We start from the raw sequence: 16,447 nt of genomic DNA on the forward strand, positions 1-16,447 counted from the left end.
GACGAGGATGATTTCCGCATCAAGCCGGGCCGGCCGCGAAGCCGGGGGACGCGGCTGAAGACCCACGAGCTGCCCTTCGTCCAGCAGGCGCTGATCGCCGCGCGCCAGGCCAGTGGCGGCGCTCGGTCGGGTGGTGTCTTCGCCCGTGAAGGACGCGGCAGCGGTCGGTTCAATGCGCGGGGACGTGGCGCCAAGGTGATGGCGTCGCTGCCGCGTGACAGTGGTGGGTGGCAGTCGGGTTCCTCAGGCCGGTTCCGCTCCCGCCGCGTCGTGGTCAAGGCGCGGGTGGTGAAGCTTGCCGGGAAGGGGAAGAGCGCGCGCGGCCCGAAGATGCGCGGCGCGGTCTCGGTTGGCGCGGTAGGGGCTCATCTGCGCTATCTCGAACGCGACGGTGTGACCCGCGACGGCGAGAAGGGGCGCGCCTACTCGGCGCTTGGTGACGAGGTCGACACCAGGGCCTTCGTCGAGCGGAGTGGTGAGGATCGTCACCAGTTCCGCTTCATCGTCGCGCCGGAGGATGCCGCCGAGCTCGGCGACCTGAAGCGCTTCACCCGTGACCTGATGCAGCACATGGAGAATGACCTCGGGACCAAGCTCGACTGGATCGCCGTCGATCATCACAACACCGGCCACCCGCACAGCCATGTTCTCGTGCGCGGCGTGCTCAATGATGGCCGCATCCTCAACATCGCCGGTGACTACATCGCCCATGGCATCCGCCACCGGGCGAGCGAGCTGATGACGCTGGAGCTCGGCCCGCAGACCGAGGTCGAGCTGCAGAACAAGCTGCGCCACGAGGTGGACGCCGACCGTCTCACTCGGCTTGACCGGATGATGATCGCCGAGCAGCGTGAACACGGCATCCTCGATCTCCGGCCGGACGCTGGCGAGAGTTATCTCGTGCGGACCAACCGACATGTGCTCATCGACCGGGTGAAGAGGCTGGAGAGCTTCGGCATCGCCGAGGAGATCGAGCCGGGACGCTGGAGCATCGCGGAGCGGGCCGAAAGCACGCTCCGCGCGATGGGCGAGCGCGAGGACATCCTGCGCACCATGCATCGCGCACTGGCCGATCACGGGCTCGCGGAGAAGCGCGGCGCCGCGCAATACGTCACTCATGGCAGCCGCATCTCGCATGCCCTCATCGGCCGCGTGCTCGACAAGGGATTGGCGGGCGATGAGATGGGCGAGCGGTTCTATCTGGTCATCGATGGCGTGGACGGACGCACCCATCATGTCGAGACCAGCGACGCCTCCCGACTGGAGGACATAAAGCGCGGCCATATCGTCGCGCTCGACCCGCTGCCGACAAAGTCCGATCCACGCCCGGCGGACCTCAACATCGCCACCATGGGTGAGAGGAGCGGCGGCATCTATCGGCCGAGCGAGCATTTGGAACTCGCACGCCCGACGATCGAGCAGCAGCGCGGCGATCCGGACGCGTTCATCCGCGCCCATGTACGCCGGCTGGAAGCCCTGCGCCGCGCCGGCCATGTCGAGCGCATCGACGCGGATCGCTGGAAGATCCCGGACGATCTCCCCGAGCGCGGCATCGCCCACGATGCGCGAACCGGGCGGAAGGACTTCGCGGTCCGCACGCTCTCCACCTTCGATCTTGACCAGCAGGTCGCCAGTGATGGCGCCACTTGGCTCGATCGGGAACTAGCCTCCCGCCAGCGCACCGAGCTATCCGACGTCGGCTTTGGCCGTGAGGTGAGCGACGCCTTGGAGCGCCGCCGCCAGAGCCTCGTCGACCAGGGCCATGCCGTGCGGCTGGAGAACGGCAACGTCCGTGCGCCGCGCGACATCCTCGTCCGACTTGAAGCGGTCGAGGTGGAGCGCGTTGGCCGGGCCATGGCGGCGGAGCGCGGCCTTGCCTACACCCCGAGCCAACCGGGCGAGTATGTGTCCGGCCGGCTCGCCGGCTCAGTCAATCTGGTCAGCGGGCGCTTCGCCATGATCGACGACGGTCTCGGATTCCAGCTCGTGCCGTGGCAGCCCGTGCTGGAGAGGCAGATCGGCCGGCACATCTCCGGCGTCTCCCGCGATGGCGGGGTCGAGTGGAGCCTCGGCCGTAATCGAGGGCTGGGGCTTTAAGTCGGGCTAACCTGCGGCGGTGGCGTCTCCAGATCGGGATCGGCCGGCAGAGGCGCGAACTTATCGACTTCCGGGAACAGCGTGCGCTCGCGCAGCCAATCGCCAAACGAGGCGGGATCGAGCGCACGCTCCAGTTCGCTAAGGCGCTGGCGCGCCCAACTCAGCATGCGCCGCGTCTCGGCATCCTCGATATTCGCCGCCCACGCGATCCAGGAGCGCAGTTGTTCGGCCTTGCGGCCCATCTCGACGATCTCGTCGAGCAGTTCGTCGCGTTCCTCCTCGCGCTTCGTGCGCGCCTCTGTCCGCGTCCGGTTTTCCTCCGCGCGGCGGCGGAGGCGTGCGTTGCGCTCATCTTTGAGGCGGTCATCACGCCGGTAATCGATCCAGCCATGGAGTTCCTCGATGATAGAGTCGAGTTGGGCTTCCAGGGTCGCACGGCTGTTGTCCCGCCAGTTGCGTCGGCGCTGGTCCATGCTCCAGGCTTCAATGGAGATCGTCAGCTCACCGGTCGGGATATAATCGAACTCGGGATATTGGCGTTCGTAGGTGAAATCCCAATCACGGTAGCGAGCCGAGCGCCGATAGCGCTCCTCTGCCTTCAACTCATTGACCGTCGGATCGTGCTTTCGGCGCTTTATCGTCTCCGCCAGGATGAAGGGCACCTTGTCGACGCCCCGGCGAACTTCGACGTGCTTGCCCGCGAGGGTGCAGGAAATTTCCCGCGCCTCCATCCCGCGCGCGATGCTGTCGAGAATGAAGATCGCCCTCTCGACCGAACCGGCTCCCAGTCGCATAGACAGCAGGCCTTCCCCGCTAATCGCGATGATGCCGTCATGATCCGGCTTGGCCCGGCGCAGCGTATGGGCGGTCAGCGATACGGCCGTGTGGGGTTTGTCGATCCGGCTCCACTCGATCGTCCGTGTGTTCGGCTCTCGTGGCTTCATCAGCCGGCGCGGTGCGATCGCTGCCTTGCGCCCCCGTTCGAGGCGCTCCTCGATGACGGGATCTGACGGGCTCGTCGGATCGAGGCTGATGAGTTCGACAGCAGGATCGGCCGAGGAGGCAAAGATCGTCTGCCTCGGGTTCTTGCCGGCCGCCTTGTCTCGCCAATAGGCCGCCGTCGGCAGCGGCACGCGATGCTGGACGCATAAGTCCCGCAGTCGCCAATGCGAAAGGCCGAGCTTGCCGGCGACGGCGTCAAGCGGCTCGGCCCAAACGAGATCGTACATCTCGCGGCGGGTGATATGGGCAATCATGCGGATATGCGAGCAATGTAAATGGAAGCCCGCAATCTATCGCTGATCGATGACATCTCCCGCCAGCCGACCAAGGCCATTCACAGAAAATAACTTTCGCGAAGAACCAGTAGGCCGGTCCGCCGCAGCCGCATCAAGGCCGGCGCTTCGCGCCACCGCTCACGCGGCTACGGCCTTGACCCAGCGGCGGTGGACCGGCAGAGGTTGGCCATCGCGTAAGGCGAAACGAAGGCTAAGCCTCCGAAGCCCTCTTGCTATGGCCGTTCAAAGAGCACTCCGTGGACAGGCCAGACCTCCTTCAAGTCGGTCGCTGCACCCGTGTTGTGGGTGAGGACCACTGGGGCGAAGTCCCCGCTGATCTCGAGGCTTTCGAGGACAACCGTGTCATTCTCGGCGCGACGCAGGCGCTTGAAGTAGCGCTCCCCGGCCATGTTGCTGGCGATAACCGGCCGGCCATCGAGCTGCGCGAGGGCGTCGCTGGCAGATACGGGCGTACCGATCATGAGCATCTGTCCGTCGAGCGCGATGGGTTCGGCGCTATCGCCCATCACCTCAACGAGACCTTTGATCTCGGCGGCGTAGCGACCGATCACCGACTCTCCACCGCAGTCGCAGACCTCCCCCTCCTGGCCAGGATTGGATGGTCCAAAGTCGAACAGCACCCCAACAACCTTGTGCAGCTCCAAAGTTGCCCTCTTGACGACGATGGGTGAGGCGATCTGACGAGGGCTCACCGACTGGGCCGTGAGCACCGCGAGATCACTGTGATTGTCCGCTACTTCGAAGCGGCGCGCGACAACCCGGTCCTCGCACCGGGCGATGACCAAGGACCGCTCCGACGGCTCGCCCACCTGTTTGACCAGGAGGACGTCGCCCTTGCGCGCGACGGGCTCCAGCGTCGGTGCGTTGAGTCGGAAGGCGAGATGTCGACCGAGCACCAATGGGTTCTGCACGCCTGCGCTCATGTCTAGTTCGAATCGTCCATCAGCGACGCGCCCGCCCGTCAGGGCCGCGGCTCGGCCGAGCATGTGGAGCCGCAGGCTCTTAACCTTGGCGCTGTAGCCCTCAGGCAGAGCGCAGTCAGGTTCGGCGGCGTGGAGCGCTCGCAGCCCGCCGTGGATCAGTTGGTGGTCGCGCGCGAGCTGGAAGGCTCGCCTGAGGGCTTGCGCGAGTTCCTTACGCCAGTGCACCTCAACCGTCTCAGCCTCACCCATGTGAAGGTTTACCCGGCCGGAGTGGTGCGCCATTTCCATGTACTTGATCGCCGGAATGCCGATGTCGAGCTGTCCTATGAGACGCTTGAACTCGGTTTTGTCCCAGGGGGCGAGTTTGTTGGAATGCAACTCGCGAATTTTGTCGCGCGCCGCACCCATGACAAATCCATGGGTTGCCCAGCTCACGTCGGCGGCATGGCCCCTCAGCATCAAGCGCAACAGGCCCTCGACGTAGATGCGTACCGCACCAATATAGTCTTGCGCGGCGATTGACGTTTTTTCCGCTTGGCATCTCGCCCATCTCCGGTCCAGCGAAGCGCCCTCGAAAATGCCAACTTGCTTCAGCTCTGGCCCCGCCGAAACGATGATGCCCTCACGCCCTTCGACGCCGTCGACGCGAATAAGCTCCAAAAATATCTCGTCGTGGGTGACGAGAATGATCTGAGCCGACGGCGTTGACTTCTGCAGGCGGAGAATCTCTTGCGCCCAACGATGACGGTGCTCGACATCGAAGGTGGCTTGGGGATCGTCCAGAGCCAGCAAAGGCAGAGAGTCGCCGCCGAGTTGTTTGACAGCCTCTTGGCGCAAAGCGAACAGGAATGCCCACAAGACAGACCGAAGCCACGAAGTGTTCGCCACCAACGTCGCATCAATCTTGAAGTCCTCGACAAAGCCCCCGCGCACCTGCAGCCCTGCTTTGCGTTCAAGGTTGGCACCCTTGAAGCCGAGCGTTTCCGTCAGGTGCAGTCGCTTGAGGATTTCCGCGATGTCCCCCGACAGGGAGTCGATCGCCAGCCGTGTCTGCGCCTCCGACAGTGCGCCTAAGGCCTTGAGCGGAGCTAGGTTGTCAGCGATGGCCTGGCGCTTCTCCTGCTCCTTTTCGTAGGTTCGAGCCTTACGGCCACTCGTCCAGGCGCGCCCTAAAGCCTCAGCGGCGGCTCGATACGGCTCGGTTTCACTGACAGCATTGGACAACCGTGTGAGGTGTTCGGAGAAGGTCTCCGGGCGTGGCGGCGTCCTTTCGGCTTCCGCCTCCCGCTCAGTCTCCGTCTGTGCTGATCCTACCGCGTCCAGCCACCAGGCCTCCCAAAGAGGTGCGTTCTCCGCTCGCCACCGTCGCACTTCCTCAAGACGGCGGACGGCCGAAATGCGGGCTCGAAGAACGCGCGCCGGGTCCGTGTTCTCCGTGGCGGTCGCCAACAGCTCCAATTCGTTCGCCGGCGCCTGTGCCAATACGTCCGTCACAAGTTGCGTGAACGTGGCTAAGGTATTTTTGAAGCGCGGCCGTTCGACGAACCTCGTTCTAAGGTCGGCAAGCAGCGCTTGGCGAGGTGTCAGAGAGGCGACGTTGACCAGCTTGCCGGCAAGGGCTGGAGGCACCGCCTCATCCAATTTGGCCAGAATAGCGTTGAGATTGTCGGACAACTGCCGGGTCGCCGATTCGCCGGCGCGGCGTAGTTCGTCCAGTTCCGCCTTTAGCGTCGCCTCGCGCAGCGGCTCGTCGCAAAGGGGACAGTCCGTGAGTTCAGCCGCTCCCCTGTGCGATTGGTGCCATTGCGCTCCGAGGGCCTTCAATTGCAGCCGTGTGTCTTGCTGACTCCGGTCATGAAGCTTCAGCGCATCGGCCAGAGCATCCTCGGCTTCACGAACCGTCGTCTGTAAAATCGCGCTGGTATCATCGTTGAACGCCGTAGCAATCTGCGACAGCGTCTTCCACGTGCTGAGCTCGGCAAGGCCTCCGGTTATGTCCTCGCGCGCGCCGGAGATGGCTCCGGCGACGTCGAGTTGTGTTTGTTGCTTAGCCAGATCGAGGCCAGAGACCAGGTCCTCGCTGATGACCTTTGTTAGCTCAGCCGCCCGTTCCTTCAGCCGGGCCCCGAGCTTAGCGAAGTCCCCATCCTTGTCGTCCGTCGCTTTGGGCTGGAAAGCCGGCACGGTTTCGCCGGTGGGTTTAAGGACCCGCAAAACGTCCGCTATTGCCGCGTCAAACACTTGCTTTTGGGCGGCGTGCAGCTTGGAGTTCGTCGAGAGGTACTCGCGCCCCTTGTTGCAAAGACCATCAACAAATGCGCCCAGCTCGACGAGCTCATCGAGGCCGGTGAGCGACTGTACCGCTTTGGTGAGTTGCGTCGGCCCCTTGGCGAACCTGATCTGCGGCATTCGGGTAGGCATCAGCAGACCGGTCTCGATGAGAACGTCCGGCACCGCCAGGGCTGGGCTGATGGAAGACGTGACAACTCCGTCTTTAAGCTGACGGCGGACGTGCGCCGTCACTCCCGCGTTATCCTTGAACGTTAATGCGACGCTGACAAACGGGTCGGCCGACAAACCTGCGGGTGTGTTGGGATAGCAGGCAAGTGGCGGCCAGGTTCCAATCTGGCGGTCATCATCACCATACACCTCTGCGCGCTCCGAAGGATTAGCATCGGAGTGATCGCGCGGCCGTTCGCCCGTCAACGCCCAAAGGATCGCGCCGACTAGCGAGGATTTACCGCTGCCGTTCGGCCCCTGCAGGATCAAACTCTCGCCATCGATCTCCTGAACGAAGGGCGGGCCGTTGGACGTGTTCAGCCCCCCGAACCCCTCAGTCTCGATCTTGTGCATCCGCCAAGGACCGGTAGGCGCAGTTGGAGCCGTAGCCGCCTCGTTTTCAGCCGGGTCGCTTTCGGCAGCAAAGGCCTCCGCGAGGCCTGAGACAAACTCGTCGGGAATATCTTTGGCCTGCCGAACCTTGGCCTGCAGCAGATACTGGAACAGTCGACGCTGCCCCGCGCTCTTGAGTTCTATGGCTTCGCGCTTGCCTGCACCGTTCTTCCAGCCGACCTCTCGCCCGCCAAGTAGCGCGCGTTGGATTTCGAGTTTAGTCAGTCGATCCATAGCCCCGCCCCTCAAGGGCAACCCTGAGGCGAAAACGTCCTGAAATCTACCCCTCAGTCAGGCTTCGTGCGCACGGCTGACCCATGGACAGCGGAGAATGGTCGGCGAGGCCGATCTAGCCGACACGGCTCATTCGCCCGGCGGATGCAGAATGCTGTAGCGTGCGTAACGGCTATTTCGTGAAGCCCGTCAGCCATCCAGACTGGCGAGATGCCCAAATGTCGAATCCGAGGTCGATGTTCACGCGTCCGTGCGATACCCGGCACATTGCCGCGGGACCTTTACGCCTACGCGAGAGAGACGCCACGGCCTGCTGATAATCCGAGCCCCATCGAATCCGCGCGTGCTAGAATCCACGTAACCGATGACTGGCCCGAGGTGCTGCCGATAACGGAAGCCGAGCTGCGGGTCATTGAAGCCCACTTCGCAGAGGTGCTCGACGAGCTGTTCGGCCCTCTTCCGTGAGAGGAGACGCTGGACGTGGCCAAACATGCAGCAGAGCGGAATGTAGGAGCTACAACCGGCGTCGCGGAACGGGCCGCACTGTATCTGCGGGTTTCGACCGGGCGACAGGCTGATAGCGATCTCTCCATTCCTGACCAGCGCCGGCAGATCGAGAACTACTGCCAGGCGAAGGGCTGGGAGCGGGTCGCGGAGTTCGTCGAACCCGGCAATACCGCCACCGATGACCGACGCCCCGCCTTTCAGGCTATGATCGACGCCGCGCTGACCAAGCCCGCTACCTTCGGCGTCATCATCGTTCACAGCTTCTCGCGCTTCTTCCGCGATCAGTTCCAGTTCGAGTTCTATGTCCGCAAGCTTGCCAAGAACGGCGTGCGGCTGATCTCCATCACCCAGGATCTCGGCGATGATCCCATGAGCGTCATGATGCGCCAGATCATGACGCTGTTTGATGAGTACCAGTCCAAGGAGAATGCGAAGCACACCCTGCGGGCGATGAAGGAGAATGCCCGTCAGGGCTATTGGAACGGCTCACGCCCTCCCATCGGCTACCGCATCGTGATCGCCGGTCAACGCGGCTCCAAGGTCAAGAAGAAGCTGGAGATCGATCCGATCCATGCCGACACGGTGCGGCTGATCTACAGGCTGGCCCTGACGGGTGATCCGCAGCGCAACGGCAGCCCGATGGGGATCAAATCGATCACCGCTTACCTCAATGAGCGCAACATCCGCACCCGCGATGGCGGGCGCTGGGGGATCGCTTCCGTCCATCAGATCCTGACCCGAACCACCTATATCGGGGAGCATCGGTTCAACACGCGGGACCACAAGACCCGAGCCCCCAAACCGGAAGCCGAGCATGCGATCGCCCAGGTCCCTGCGATCATCACCGAGGCAGAGTTCCGTGCCGTGCAGGCGAACCTTAAGGCGCGAAGCCCGCAATGGACGCCGCCACGCGAGGTGAGCGGCCCGACGCTTCTGACTGGCATCTGCTTCTGCGCTAGCTGCGGCGGCGCCATGACGCTGCGGACCGGCAAGGGCAGCTCCGGCGGCATGTATCGCTACTATGCCTGCTCGACCACGGCGCGCATGGGCAAGACCGGTTGCAAGGGCCTTGCTGTCCGCATGGATCGGCTCGATCGGGCCGTCATCGACCATCTGGAGCGGCGCATCCTTGATCCCGAACGCCTGTCTGTCCTTCTGGAACAGCTTCTTGATCGGCGCGAGGAATGGGTCGAGCGGCGGCGCAACCACATCGCCGAGCTCAACAAGCGGGCGACGGAGTCCGAGGCTAAGTTGAAGCGCCTTTATGAGGCGATCGAAAACGGCCTCATCAACATGGCCGATCTCTCATTGAAGGACCGCATCGCCGAGCTGACCGCGATTCGCGACCAGGCCCAGGCCGACGCCGAGCGCGCGCAAGCGGCGGTCGAGCGGATCGGCCCGAAGGTCACAGCTGACAGCCTCAAGCGCTTTGCCGAGGTTGCTCGGGCCAAGCTGCGGACGGAACCCGGTGAATATCACCGCGATCACCTTCGTGCGCTCGCTCAACGCGTCGAGGTGGTGAGCAAGTCGGAGATTCGGTTGATGGGGAACAAGTCGGACCTTCTGCGCACGCTGACTGCCGCATCAAGCGTAGGAGCGGCGGCGAACGGCGTTCGCAGTTTTGTACCGAAGTGGCGCACCCGGCACGATTCGAACGTGCGACCTTTGCCTTCGGAGGGCAACGCTCTATCCAGCTGAGCTACGGGTGCAACCGTGGCGTGGAAACACGCCGGCTCTTCATAGTCGAACCGCCCGGCGGCGGCAACAGCGTGCTCGCGCACCGCCGGCGGTTTGTCCGTGTGCCGCCGCCGGTCGGTTAATGCGCTGCCAGCAAGCCTGCTTGCGCGCCGCCGGCGGTTTGTCTGCACGCCGCCGGCAGGTCCGCCTACGCGCCGGCAGATCCGTTCGCGCGGGGCGCGCCCGTTTGCGCGGCGCATGGTGGACAAGCGGGGGCCATTCTGCTAAGTCGCCACACCTTGATCGTTCAGCCTCCGGGCCTCGGGCCCGCCGGCGCGGTCGCAACGCATTCATCATCATCTTTCGCTCTGGCGCGGAGGCGGCAGGCGAAGGCCTCGAAGAGGAACACACGTGCAGGTTCTCGTCCGGGACAACAATGTCGATCAGGCGCTGAAGGCGCTCAAGAAGAAGATGCAGCGCGAAGGCATCTTCCGCGAGATGAAGTTGCGCGGCCATTACGAGAAGCCGTCCGAGAAGCGCGCCCGCGAGCAGGCCGAGGCCGTGCGCCGCGCCCGCAAGCTGGCCCGCAAGCGCGCCCAGCGCGAAGGCCTGCTGCCGTCCAAGCCGAAGCCGACCACCCCCGGCCGCGGCTGAGACACGGCACGCCCGACGGACGGCCTCGAACGGGGCCGCCGGCATATGAGACGAACAGCGCGGCGGAGCCCTCCGGCCGCGCTTTTGTCGTTTGACGAGCCTGGAGCTTGGGCCGGCGTCCGGCCGCCGTGCTGGGTTGTCGCCCGGCGACCGAAGCGAAAATGAAACACGACTGGTCAGGATGCGCCCGTTAGGGCGCGTACTCCTGCGGCTGCGACCCGGCGAGGGCTATTGCGCCGCCAGTTCGTACTCGACATGGATCGAGGATTCGTGCCGGGTGTGGTCGAAGCCGTAGATGTGAACCGACAGCGCGTCCTCGGTCCCTTCATTGACCATCTGGTGGATGTTCGGGCCTGACGGCAGCATGGCGGCGACGAAGCCCTTCTCGCGGCGGGCGATCGCCTCGACGGCCACCTGCCGGGCATCGACCGGCCGGAACCACAGTTCGCTGAGTGTGCCCCGCACCACGCCGAAGCAGCACGAGCAGTGATGGTCGTGGATCGAGGTCTTTGCGCCCGGCGGCCAGAGGATCGCCCAGACGCTCATCTGGCTGTCGCCGAACAGCAGGGTGCGCGTATAACGCTGGCCATTGCGCTCCAGCGCGACGCCCTCGAGGAGATCCGGACGGGCGATGATGGTGTTGAGCGTCGCGCGGGCATGATCGAGATAGGCGTTGCCGAGCGCGCTCGTCACCCGGCTCAGCTCGCGGAATGCAAGCTCGGGAAGCATCGGGCCCTCATTGTTGAACGCATGTGCCTCGCCGGCGAATCGGGGTGATGGCGCCATGATGTCCTCCGAAGCGAAAGGAGCGCGTCCGCGCTCCGGCCAACTGGATATAATTTACCCCCATCCGCAGAAATGTTGTTGCAAATGTCCCTGAGTTTTGGCTTTGAATGGGAAATCCATTCCAATCCGGCGCTATTTTGCGCGATAATTATCTCATCATGGCAGTGATCGACGACCACGACAGGCGCATCCTCGCCATCTTGCAGCAGGACGCATCGCTTTCGACGGCCGACATCGCCGATCGGGTCGGCCTGTCGTCGACCCCGTGCTGGCGCCGTATTCAGCGGCTCGAGGAGCAGGGCGTCATCAGCCGACGCGTGGCGCTGCTCGACCGCAAGGCGCTGAATGTCGGGGTGACGGTCTTCATCGCCGTCCGCACGAGCCGGCACGGACTGGAATGGTTCGAGCAGTTCCACAAGGCGCTGAACGACATTCCGGAAGCGCTGGAGTTCTACCGGCTGGCCGGCGGCATCGACTACCTGATCAAGGCGGTGGTGCCGGACATCGCGGCCTATGACGCTCTGTACAAGCAGTTGATCAGCAAGGTCGAACTGACGGAAGTCACATCCATGTTTGCCATGGAGGAGCTCAAGAACACCACCGAGATTCCGCTGACCTACGCGCCGCGCCGCTGAGCGTACACGCGCGCCTGCGCGATGCCTTGCGCGGGACGCGGGCTGCTACTGCCGGTTCAGCGGCACCGTGTATTCGCCGGCGCGGATCCGGTCCGCGAGACGGCTGGCGAAGCCGGCGGCGGCTTCCTCGCCATAGGTGGCGACCAGCGAGCGGATGGCGGTGAACAGCGCCGCTTGGGCGAGGCAGTCCTCGTCGAGGCCGTCATAGACCGCCTCGTTCCAAGCCTCGTCCAGATAGGCGAGGGCGGCATGGCGCTCGTCTTCCACCGCCTGGTCGGTTTCGCCTTGGCGAAGTAGCAGATCGGGGACGTTCGACAAATGCTTGACCTCCGCGCGCTCCCCGCGCGCCCGAATCAAAACATAGCATGCCCACGCCGCCGGCCGGGCCAAGTTTTGAGAGAAGGTTAATGCGCACGGGCGCATTCGACAAAAACTCGATGTGTGTTTTCGTCAATTGCTGCCGTAGCGGGCCGCGATGTCGCGCGAGAGGCGGGCGCCTTCGTCGAGATAGCGCCGGCTCGCCATCGCCGCCGAATCGGTGCAGGCGCGGTAGACTTCACCATAGCTCGAATAGCCGCGGTTGAAGCTGGCGATGATCTGGCCGCGGCGCCTGTCGGAGGGCTGCTCGGCGTCGATCAGCGCCTGCATCTCGTCGCGCCAGCGCGTGCCCTCGGGGGCACCGCAGAGCGGGCGCAGATAGTGGAGCGCGCCGAGTATCTCGGCGAGATGCATGAGGTCCGCCTCATAGGGCGGCGGGGCGCCCTCGGTCTGCTGGGCGGCGGCGGGCAGCAGGGACGCCAGCAGGAGGACAGCACAGACGAGCACGCGCATGGCCCGTTCCTGCGCCTCGGCGCCGATGCGGTCAAGCGCCATCGCCGCTCGCCCCAGCCAGTGCGGCGGCCGCGGCGATCATGCCGGCAAGGCCGTCGGTCATGGTGCGGGGGTCGGGCAGCGTGTGCGGCGCGAACCAGCCGGTCTCCGCTGCCTCCGGCCCGACCGAGGCCTCCCCGCTCCGCCAATGCGCGGCGTGGCAGACCACGACGTAATGCGCCTCCAGCGCCCCGGCCGGGTCGCGGCGGATGATGTCCAGTGCGCCGGCGACGCCGATGATGGCGCCGGCCACCCCCACCTCCTCGGCGAGCTCGCGGGCGGCCGCCTCGGCCAGCGTCTCGCCCGGCTCGACCTTGCCGCCGGGCAGCGACCAGAGGCCGCGGCCGAGCGCGGCGCCGCGCCGCGCCAGCAGCACCCTTCCCTCGCGAAACACAGCGGTCGAGACCGCTAGAACGGGACGCACGGCAGGGTGGCGCATCTGCAACTTCCTGGGGATAGCGTGGCCAAGGACCGGCGGTGCCGGGATCGCGCCATAATCGGGCCTGAAGCTCGCCGATGGAATCACTGGGGAGGTCCGCATGCAGCGGAAATTTCGGGGCGTGACGGGAGTGGGGTGTCTCGGGGCGGCGATCGGGGCGCTACTCCTGGCCGCGTCCGGGCCGGCGGCGGCCCAGGTGAACAAGGACATCGGCATGAATAGCAGCACGCAGGACCGTGCGTGCGCGGCCTACGGCCCCGGCTTCGTGCGCTCGCCCGGCTCGTCGACCTGCATCAAGGTCGGCGGCTATGCGAGAAGCGACGCCTATACCCAGAAATACGGCTTCACCGGCGCCGGCAGCAACACGTGGGGCTCTTCGCTCCGGTCGCAGTGAAGCGACGACGGGCGGCCTTCGGCCCGTTCAGCGGCCGAAGGTCTCGAAATAGCGCGCGATGATGCCGTGATAGGCGCGCGCCAGCGCGGCGAGCTCGTCGACCGGAGTCGCCTCGTCGACGGCGTGCATGCTGGTGCCCACCGCGCCGAACTCGATGACCGGGCAATAGTCTTTGATGAAACGGGCGTCCGAGGTGCCGCCGGTGGTGGAGAGCTCGGGCCGGCGCCCGGTCGCCGCCTCGATCGCCGCGACCACCAGATCGACGAACTCGCCCGGCGCGGTGAGGAAGCTGTCGCTGGAGCGCTCGACGAAATCGACCGACCAGCGCACCTCGTTGCCGGCCGCCGCGGTGAGGCGCCGCTCGATCTCGGCGCGCAGCGTGCCGGGCATCCACAGATCGTTGAAGCGCACGTTGAAGCGCGCTCGCGCCTCGGCCGGGATGACGTTGAAGGCCGGATTGCCGACATCCACCGAGACGACCTCGAGGTTCGAGGCCTGGAAATGCTCGCTGCCGCGGTCGAGCGGCTCGGCGGAAAGGCCGGCGAGCAGCCGCACCATGCCGGGAACCGGATTCTCGGCGAGGTGCGGATAGCCGACATGGCCCTGCCGGCCGTGCACCGTGATGGTGCCGGAGAGCGAGCCGCGCCGGCCGATCTTCACCATGTCGCCGAGCGCAGCGCGGCTGGAGGGCTCGCCGAGCACGCAATGGTCGATGCGCTCGTCGCGGTCGGCCATCCAGCGCAGCAGCTTCTCGGTGCCGTTGATCGCCGGGCCTTCCTCATCGCCGGTGATGAGGAAGGAGATCGAACCGGGGATCGCGCCGTCCTGGGCGGCGATGTAGTCGAGCGCCGCCGCCACGCTCGCCGCCACGCCGCCCTTCATATCGACCGCGCCGCGCCCGTAGAGCATGCCGCCATGGATCGCCGCCTCGAAGGGCGGGAAGCGCCAATGCACCTCGTCGCCCGGCGGCACCACGTCGGTATGGCCGGCGAAGCAGAGATTTGGCCCCTTGGTGCCGAAGCGCGCATAGAGGTTCTCGACATCCGGCGTATCCGGCGCGGTGAGCCGCACGCGGTGCACGGCGAAGCCGTGGTCGCCCAGCAGGCCCGCCAGATAGTCGAGCGCCCCCGCCTCTTCCGGCGTCACCGACGGGCAGCGTATGAGCGCGCGGGCGATCGCGACGGGGTCTGCCGCGGGCAGTGCCGACTTTGTCATGCGATCTTTCCCATCATCGTCATCCCGGACGGCCGCAAGGCCGATCCGGGATTGCGTCAGAACTGGAGAGCGATCCCGGCTCTACGCTGCGCTTCGGCCGGGATGACGGTCAACGCCCGAAGTCGCTCAATCCCTGAGCAGGTCGTTAATCGAGGTCTTGGAGCGGGTCTGCGCGTCGACGCGCTTCACGATCACCGCGCAGTAGAGCGACGGGCCGGGCGTGCCGTCGGGCAGCGACTTGCCGGGCAGCGAGCCGGGAACCACCACCGAATAGGCCGGCACCTCGCCGACGAACACCTCGCCGGTCGTGCGGTCGACGATCTTGGTGGTCGCCGAGATGAACACGCCCATCGAGAGCACCGAGCCCTTGCGCACGATCACCCCCTCGACGACCTCCGAGCGGGCGCCGATGAAGCAGTCGTCCTCGATGATCACCGGGCCGGCCTGCAGCGGCTCCAGCACGCCGCCGATGCCGACGCCGCCGGACAGATGCACACGCGCGCCGATCTGCGCGCAGCTTCCCACCGTCGCCCAGGTGTCGACCATGGTCGCCTCGCCCACATGGGCGCCGAGATTGACGAAGGAGGGCATCAGCACGACGTTCGGCGCGATATAGGCCGAGCGGCGCACGATGGCGCCCGGCACGGCGCGGAAGCCGGCGCTGCGGAAGTCGCTCTCGCCCCAGCCGGCGAACTTGGAGGGCACCTTGTCCCACCAGTGGGCGCCGCCCGGGCCGCCGTCGATCGGGGCCATGTCGTTGAGGCGGAAGGAGAGCAGCACCGCCTTCTTGAGCCACTGGTTGACGGTCCAGGTGCCGTCGGCGCCCTGCTCGGCGACGCGCGCCTTGCCGGCGTCGAGCAGCGCGAGGGCCTCGTTCACGGCGTGGCGGATCTCGCCGCCGGTCTCGAAATTGATCTCAGCCCTGTCCTCGAAGGCCTGATCGACGATGGTCTGCAATTGGCTTTGCGAGTCACGCGACATGACGCTCTCCTTTTCGGCGCGACTTGTCCGGTCGCGCGCGGCGTCTGTCAACGCCCCGGCTGGCCCGCCGCGGGAAGAAGACCGGCGAGGAACGCCGTCAAATCGTCGGTGACGTGGTCGATATGGGCGCCGTCGCGCCCCTCGTGCTCCCAGGCCTCGCGATCGGCCGGGCTCACCGCGAGGCCGCGCGGCACCACCAGCACCGTGCGCATGCCGAGCTGGGCCGGCACTTCGAGGTTGCGGGCGAGGTCCTCGAACATGGCGGCACGCTCCGGCGCCACGTCGTGGGCGGCGAGGAAGCGGCGATAGGCGGCCTCCTGCGGCTTGGGATGGAACTCGGCGGCGACGATGTCGTGCACGCCAGCGAAGCGGTCGGAGATGCCGAGCTTGGCCAGGACGTTCTCGGCATGGCCGCGCGAGCCGTTGGTGTAGACCAGCTTGCGCCCCGGCAGGGCGCCGAGCACCTCGCCCAGCTCCGGCGCCGGGGCGAGCGTCGACAGGTCGATGTCATGCGCGTTGGCGAGGAACGGGTCCGGGTCCATGCCGTGCTCGATCATCAGCCCGCGCAGCGAGGTGCCGTAGCGCCGGTAATAGTCCTTCTGCAGTGCGAAGGCATCGTCGAGCGACAGGCCGAGGAAACCGGCGATGTAGGAACGCATCCTGAGGTCGATCTGCCGCCACAGGTCAAGGCCCGGCGGATAGAGCGTGTTGTCGAGGTCGAACACCCAGGTCTCGACGTGGGCGAAGTCCACGGCGGCGGACGGGCGCAGGCTATTGGGCAGGTCGGCGTTGGGGAGGTCGATGTCGGACATGGGGACCTTCTAGCGCAACGTGCCGACGACGGC

The 16,447-nt window shown here is 65.7% G+C and carries 14 protein-coding genes, 1 tRNA gene and 1 pseudogene; 5 read left to right on the forward strand and 11 right to left on the reverse strand.

Annotated features, from left to right (window positions below):
• Positions 1-2,097: DUF3363 domain-containing protein (locus tag U742_RS0106670; RefSeq protein ID WP_029351296.1), on the forward strand; the 2,097-nt coding region annotated here is incomplete at its 5' end.
• On the opposite strand, the gene U742_RS0106675 is transcribed toward U742_RS0106670, so the two are convergent.
• Entirely contained in the window at positions 2,094-3,353 is a 1,260-nt protein-coding gene (locus U742_RS0106675) for a hypothetical protein (RefSeq protein ID WP_029351298.1), read from the reverse strand. The genes U742_RS0106670 and U742_RS0106675 overlap by 4 nt on opposite strands.
• Positions 3,354-3,607: 254 nt before the next feature.
• Positions 3,608-7,444: an AAA family ATPase gene (locus U742_RS0106680; RefSeq protein WP_029351300.1), complete on the reverse strand. Its 3,837-nt coding sequence runs from the start codon at positions 7,442-7,444 to the stop codon at positions 3,608-3,610.
• A gap of 480 nt (positions 7,445-7,924) precedes the next feature.
• On the opposite strand from U742_RS0106680, the pseudogene U742_RS23750 reads away from it, so the two are divergent.
• Positions 7,925-9,007, forward strand: a pseudogene (locus tag U742_RS23750) (recombinase family protein); the annotation flags it as partial.
• A 249-nt stretch (positions 9,008-9,256) separates the two neighbouring features.
• Here the strand turns inward: U742_RS23750 and U742_RS23755 are convergent.
• Positions 9,257-9,457, reverse strand: coding sequence for a hypothetical protein (locus U742_RS23755; RefSeq protein ID WP_029351306.1), 201 nt, complete (start codon positions 9,455-9,457; stop codon positions 9,257-9,259).
• Between the two features lie 126 nt (positions 9,458-9,583).
• Positions 9,584-9,660: transfer RNA gene (locus U742_RS0106700), tRNA-Arg, on the reverse strand.
• A 379-nt stretch (positions 9,661-10,039) separates the two neighbouring features.
• On the opposite strand from U742_RS0106700, the gene rpsU reads away from it, so the two are divergent.
• Positions 10,040-10,282 carry a 30S ribosomal protein S21 gene (rpsU, locus tag U742_RS0106705; RefSeq protein WP_029351308.1) on the forward strand — a complete coding sequence of 81 codons (243 nt, stop codon included), beginning with the start codon at positions 10,040-10,042 and terminating at the stop codon, positions 10,280-10,282.
• Between the two features lie 228 nt (positions 10,283-10,510).
• Here rpsU and U742_RS0106710 read toward each other — a convergent pair whose 3' ends face one another.
• Positions 10,511-11,068: a cysteine dioxygenase gene (locus tag U742_RS0106710; RefSeq protein WP_051660921.1), complete on the reverse strand. Its 558-nt coding sequence runs from the start codon at positions 11,066-11,068 to the stop codon at positions 10,511-10,513.
• 167 nt (positions 11,069-11,235) lie between these two features.
• On the opposite strand from U742_RS0106710, the gene U742_RS0106715 reads away from it, so the two are divergent.
• A complete protein-coding gene (locus U742_RS0106715) occupies positions 11,236-11,703 on the forward strand; it encodes an Lrp/AsnC family transcriptional regulator (RefSeq protein ID WP_029351313.1) in 468 nt (155 codons plus the stop codon).
• A 45-nt stretch (positions 11,704-11,748) separates the two neighbouring features.
• Here U742_RS0106715 and U742_RS0106720 read toward each other — a convergent pair whose 3' ends face one another.
• From U742_RS0106720 to U742_RS0106730, 3 genes are all read right to left on the reverse strand, one after another.
• Positions 11,749-12,021: a hypothetical protein gene (locus U742_RS0106720; RefSeq protein ID WP_029351315.1), complete on the reverse strand. Its 273-nt coding sequence runs from the start codon at positions 12,019-12,021 to the stop codon at positions 11,749-11,751.
• A 132-nt stretch (positions 12,022-12,153) separates the two neighbouring features.
• Entirely contained in the window at positions 12,154-12,576 is a 423-nt protein-coding gene (locus U742_RS0106725) for a TIGR02301 family protein (RefSeq protein ID WP_248310288.1), read from the reverse strand.
• Positions 12,566-13,012 (reverse strand): NUDIX domain-containing protein, encoded by a 447-nt coding sequence (locus U742_RS0106730; RefSeq protein WP_029351319.1) that lies wholly within the window; start codon positions 13,010-13,012, stop codon positions 12,566-12,568. Before U742_RS0106730 ends, U742_RS0106725 begins: the two co-directional genes overlap by 11 nt.
• 100 nt (positions 13,013-13,112) lie before the next feature.
• Here U742_RS0106730 and U742_RS23515 point away from each other — a divergent pair, with 100 nt between their 5' ends.
• Positions 13,113-13,406: a porin gene (locus U742_RS23515; protein WP_156034156.1), complete on the forward strand. Its 294-nt coding sequence runs from the start codon at positions 13,113-13,115 to the stop codon at positions 13,404-13,406.
• Positions 13,407-13,433: 27 nt separating this feature from the next.
• Here the strand turns inward: U742_RS23515 and dapE are convergent, their stop codons facing one another.
• The 3 genes from dapE to U742_RS0106750 form a co-directional block, all read right to left on the reverse strand.
• Positions 13,434-14,621 (reverse strand): succinyl-diaminopimelate desuccinylase, encoded by a 1,188-nt coding sequence (gene dapE / locus U742_RS0106740; protein ID WP_029351325.1) that lies wholly within the window; start codon positions 14,619-14,621, stop codon positions 13,434-13,436.
• A 126-nt stretch (positions 14,622-14,747) separates the two neighbouring features.
• Positions 14,748-15,602 carry a 2,3,4,5-tetrahydropyridine-2,6-dicarboxylate N-succinyltransferase gene (dapD, locus tag U742_RS0106745; RefSeq protein WP_029351327.1) on the reverse strand — a complete coding sequence of 285 codons (855 nt, stop codon included), beginning with the start codon at positions 15,600-15,602 and terminating at the stop codon, positions 14,748-14,750.
• Between the two features lie 47 nt (positions 15,603-15,649).
• Complete coding sequence (locus tag U742_RS0106750) at positions 15,650-16,414, reverse strand: pyrimidine 5'-nucleotidase (RefSeq protein WP_051660922.1); 765 nt, start codon at positions 16,412-16,414, stop codon at positions 15,650-15,652.
• Positions 16,415-16,447 lie beyond the last annotated feature (33 nt).

It is taken from the genome of Allobosea sp. 117 (assembly GCF_000702305.1).
Lineage (GTDB): Bacteria > Pseudomonadota > Alphaproteobacteria > Rhizobiales > Xanthobacteraceae > Ancylobacter.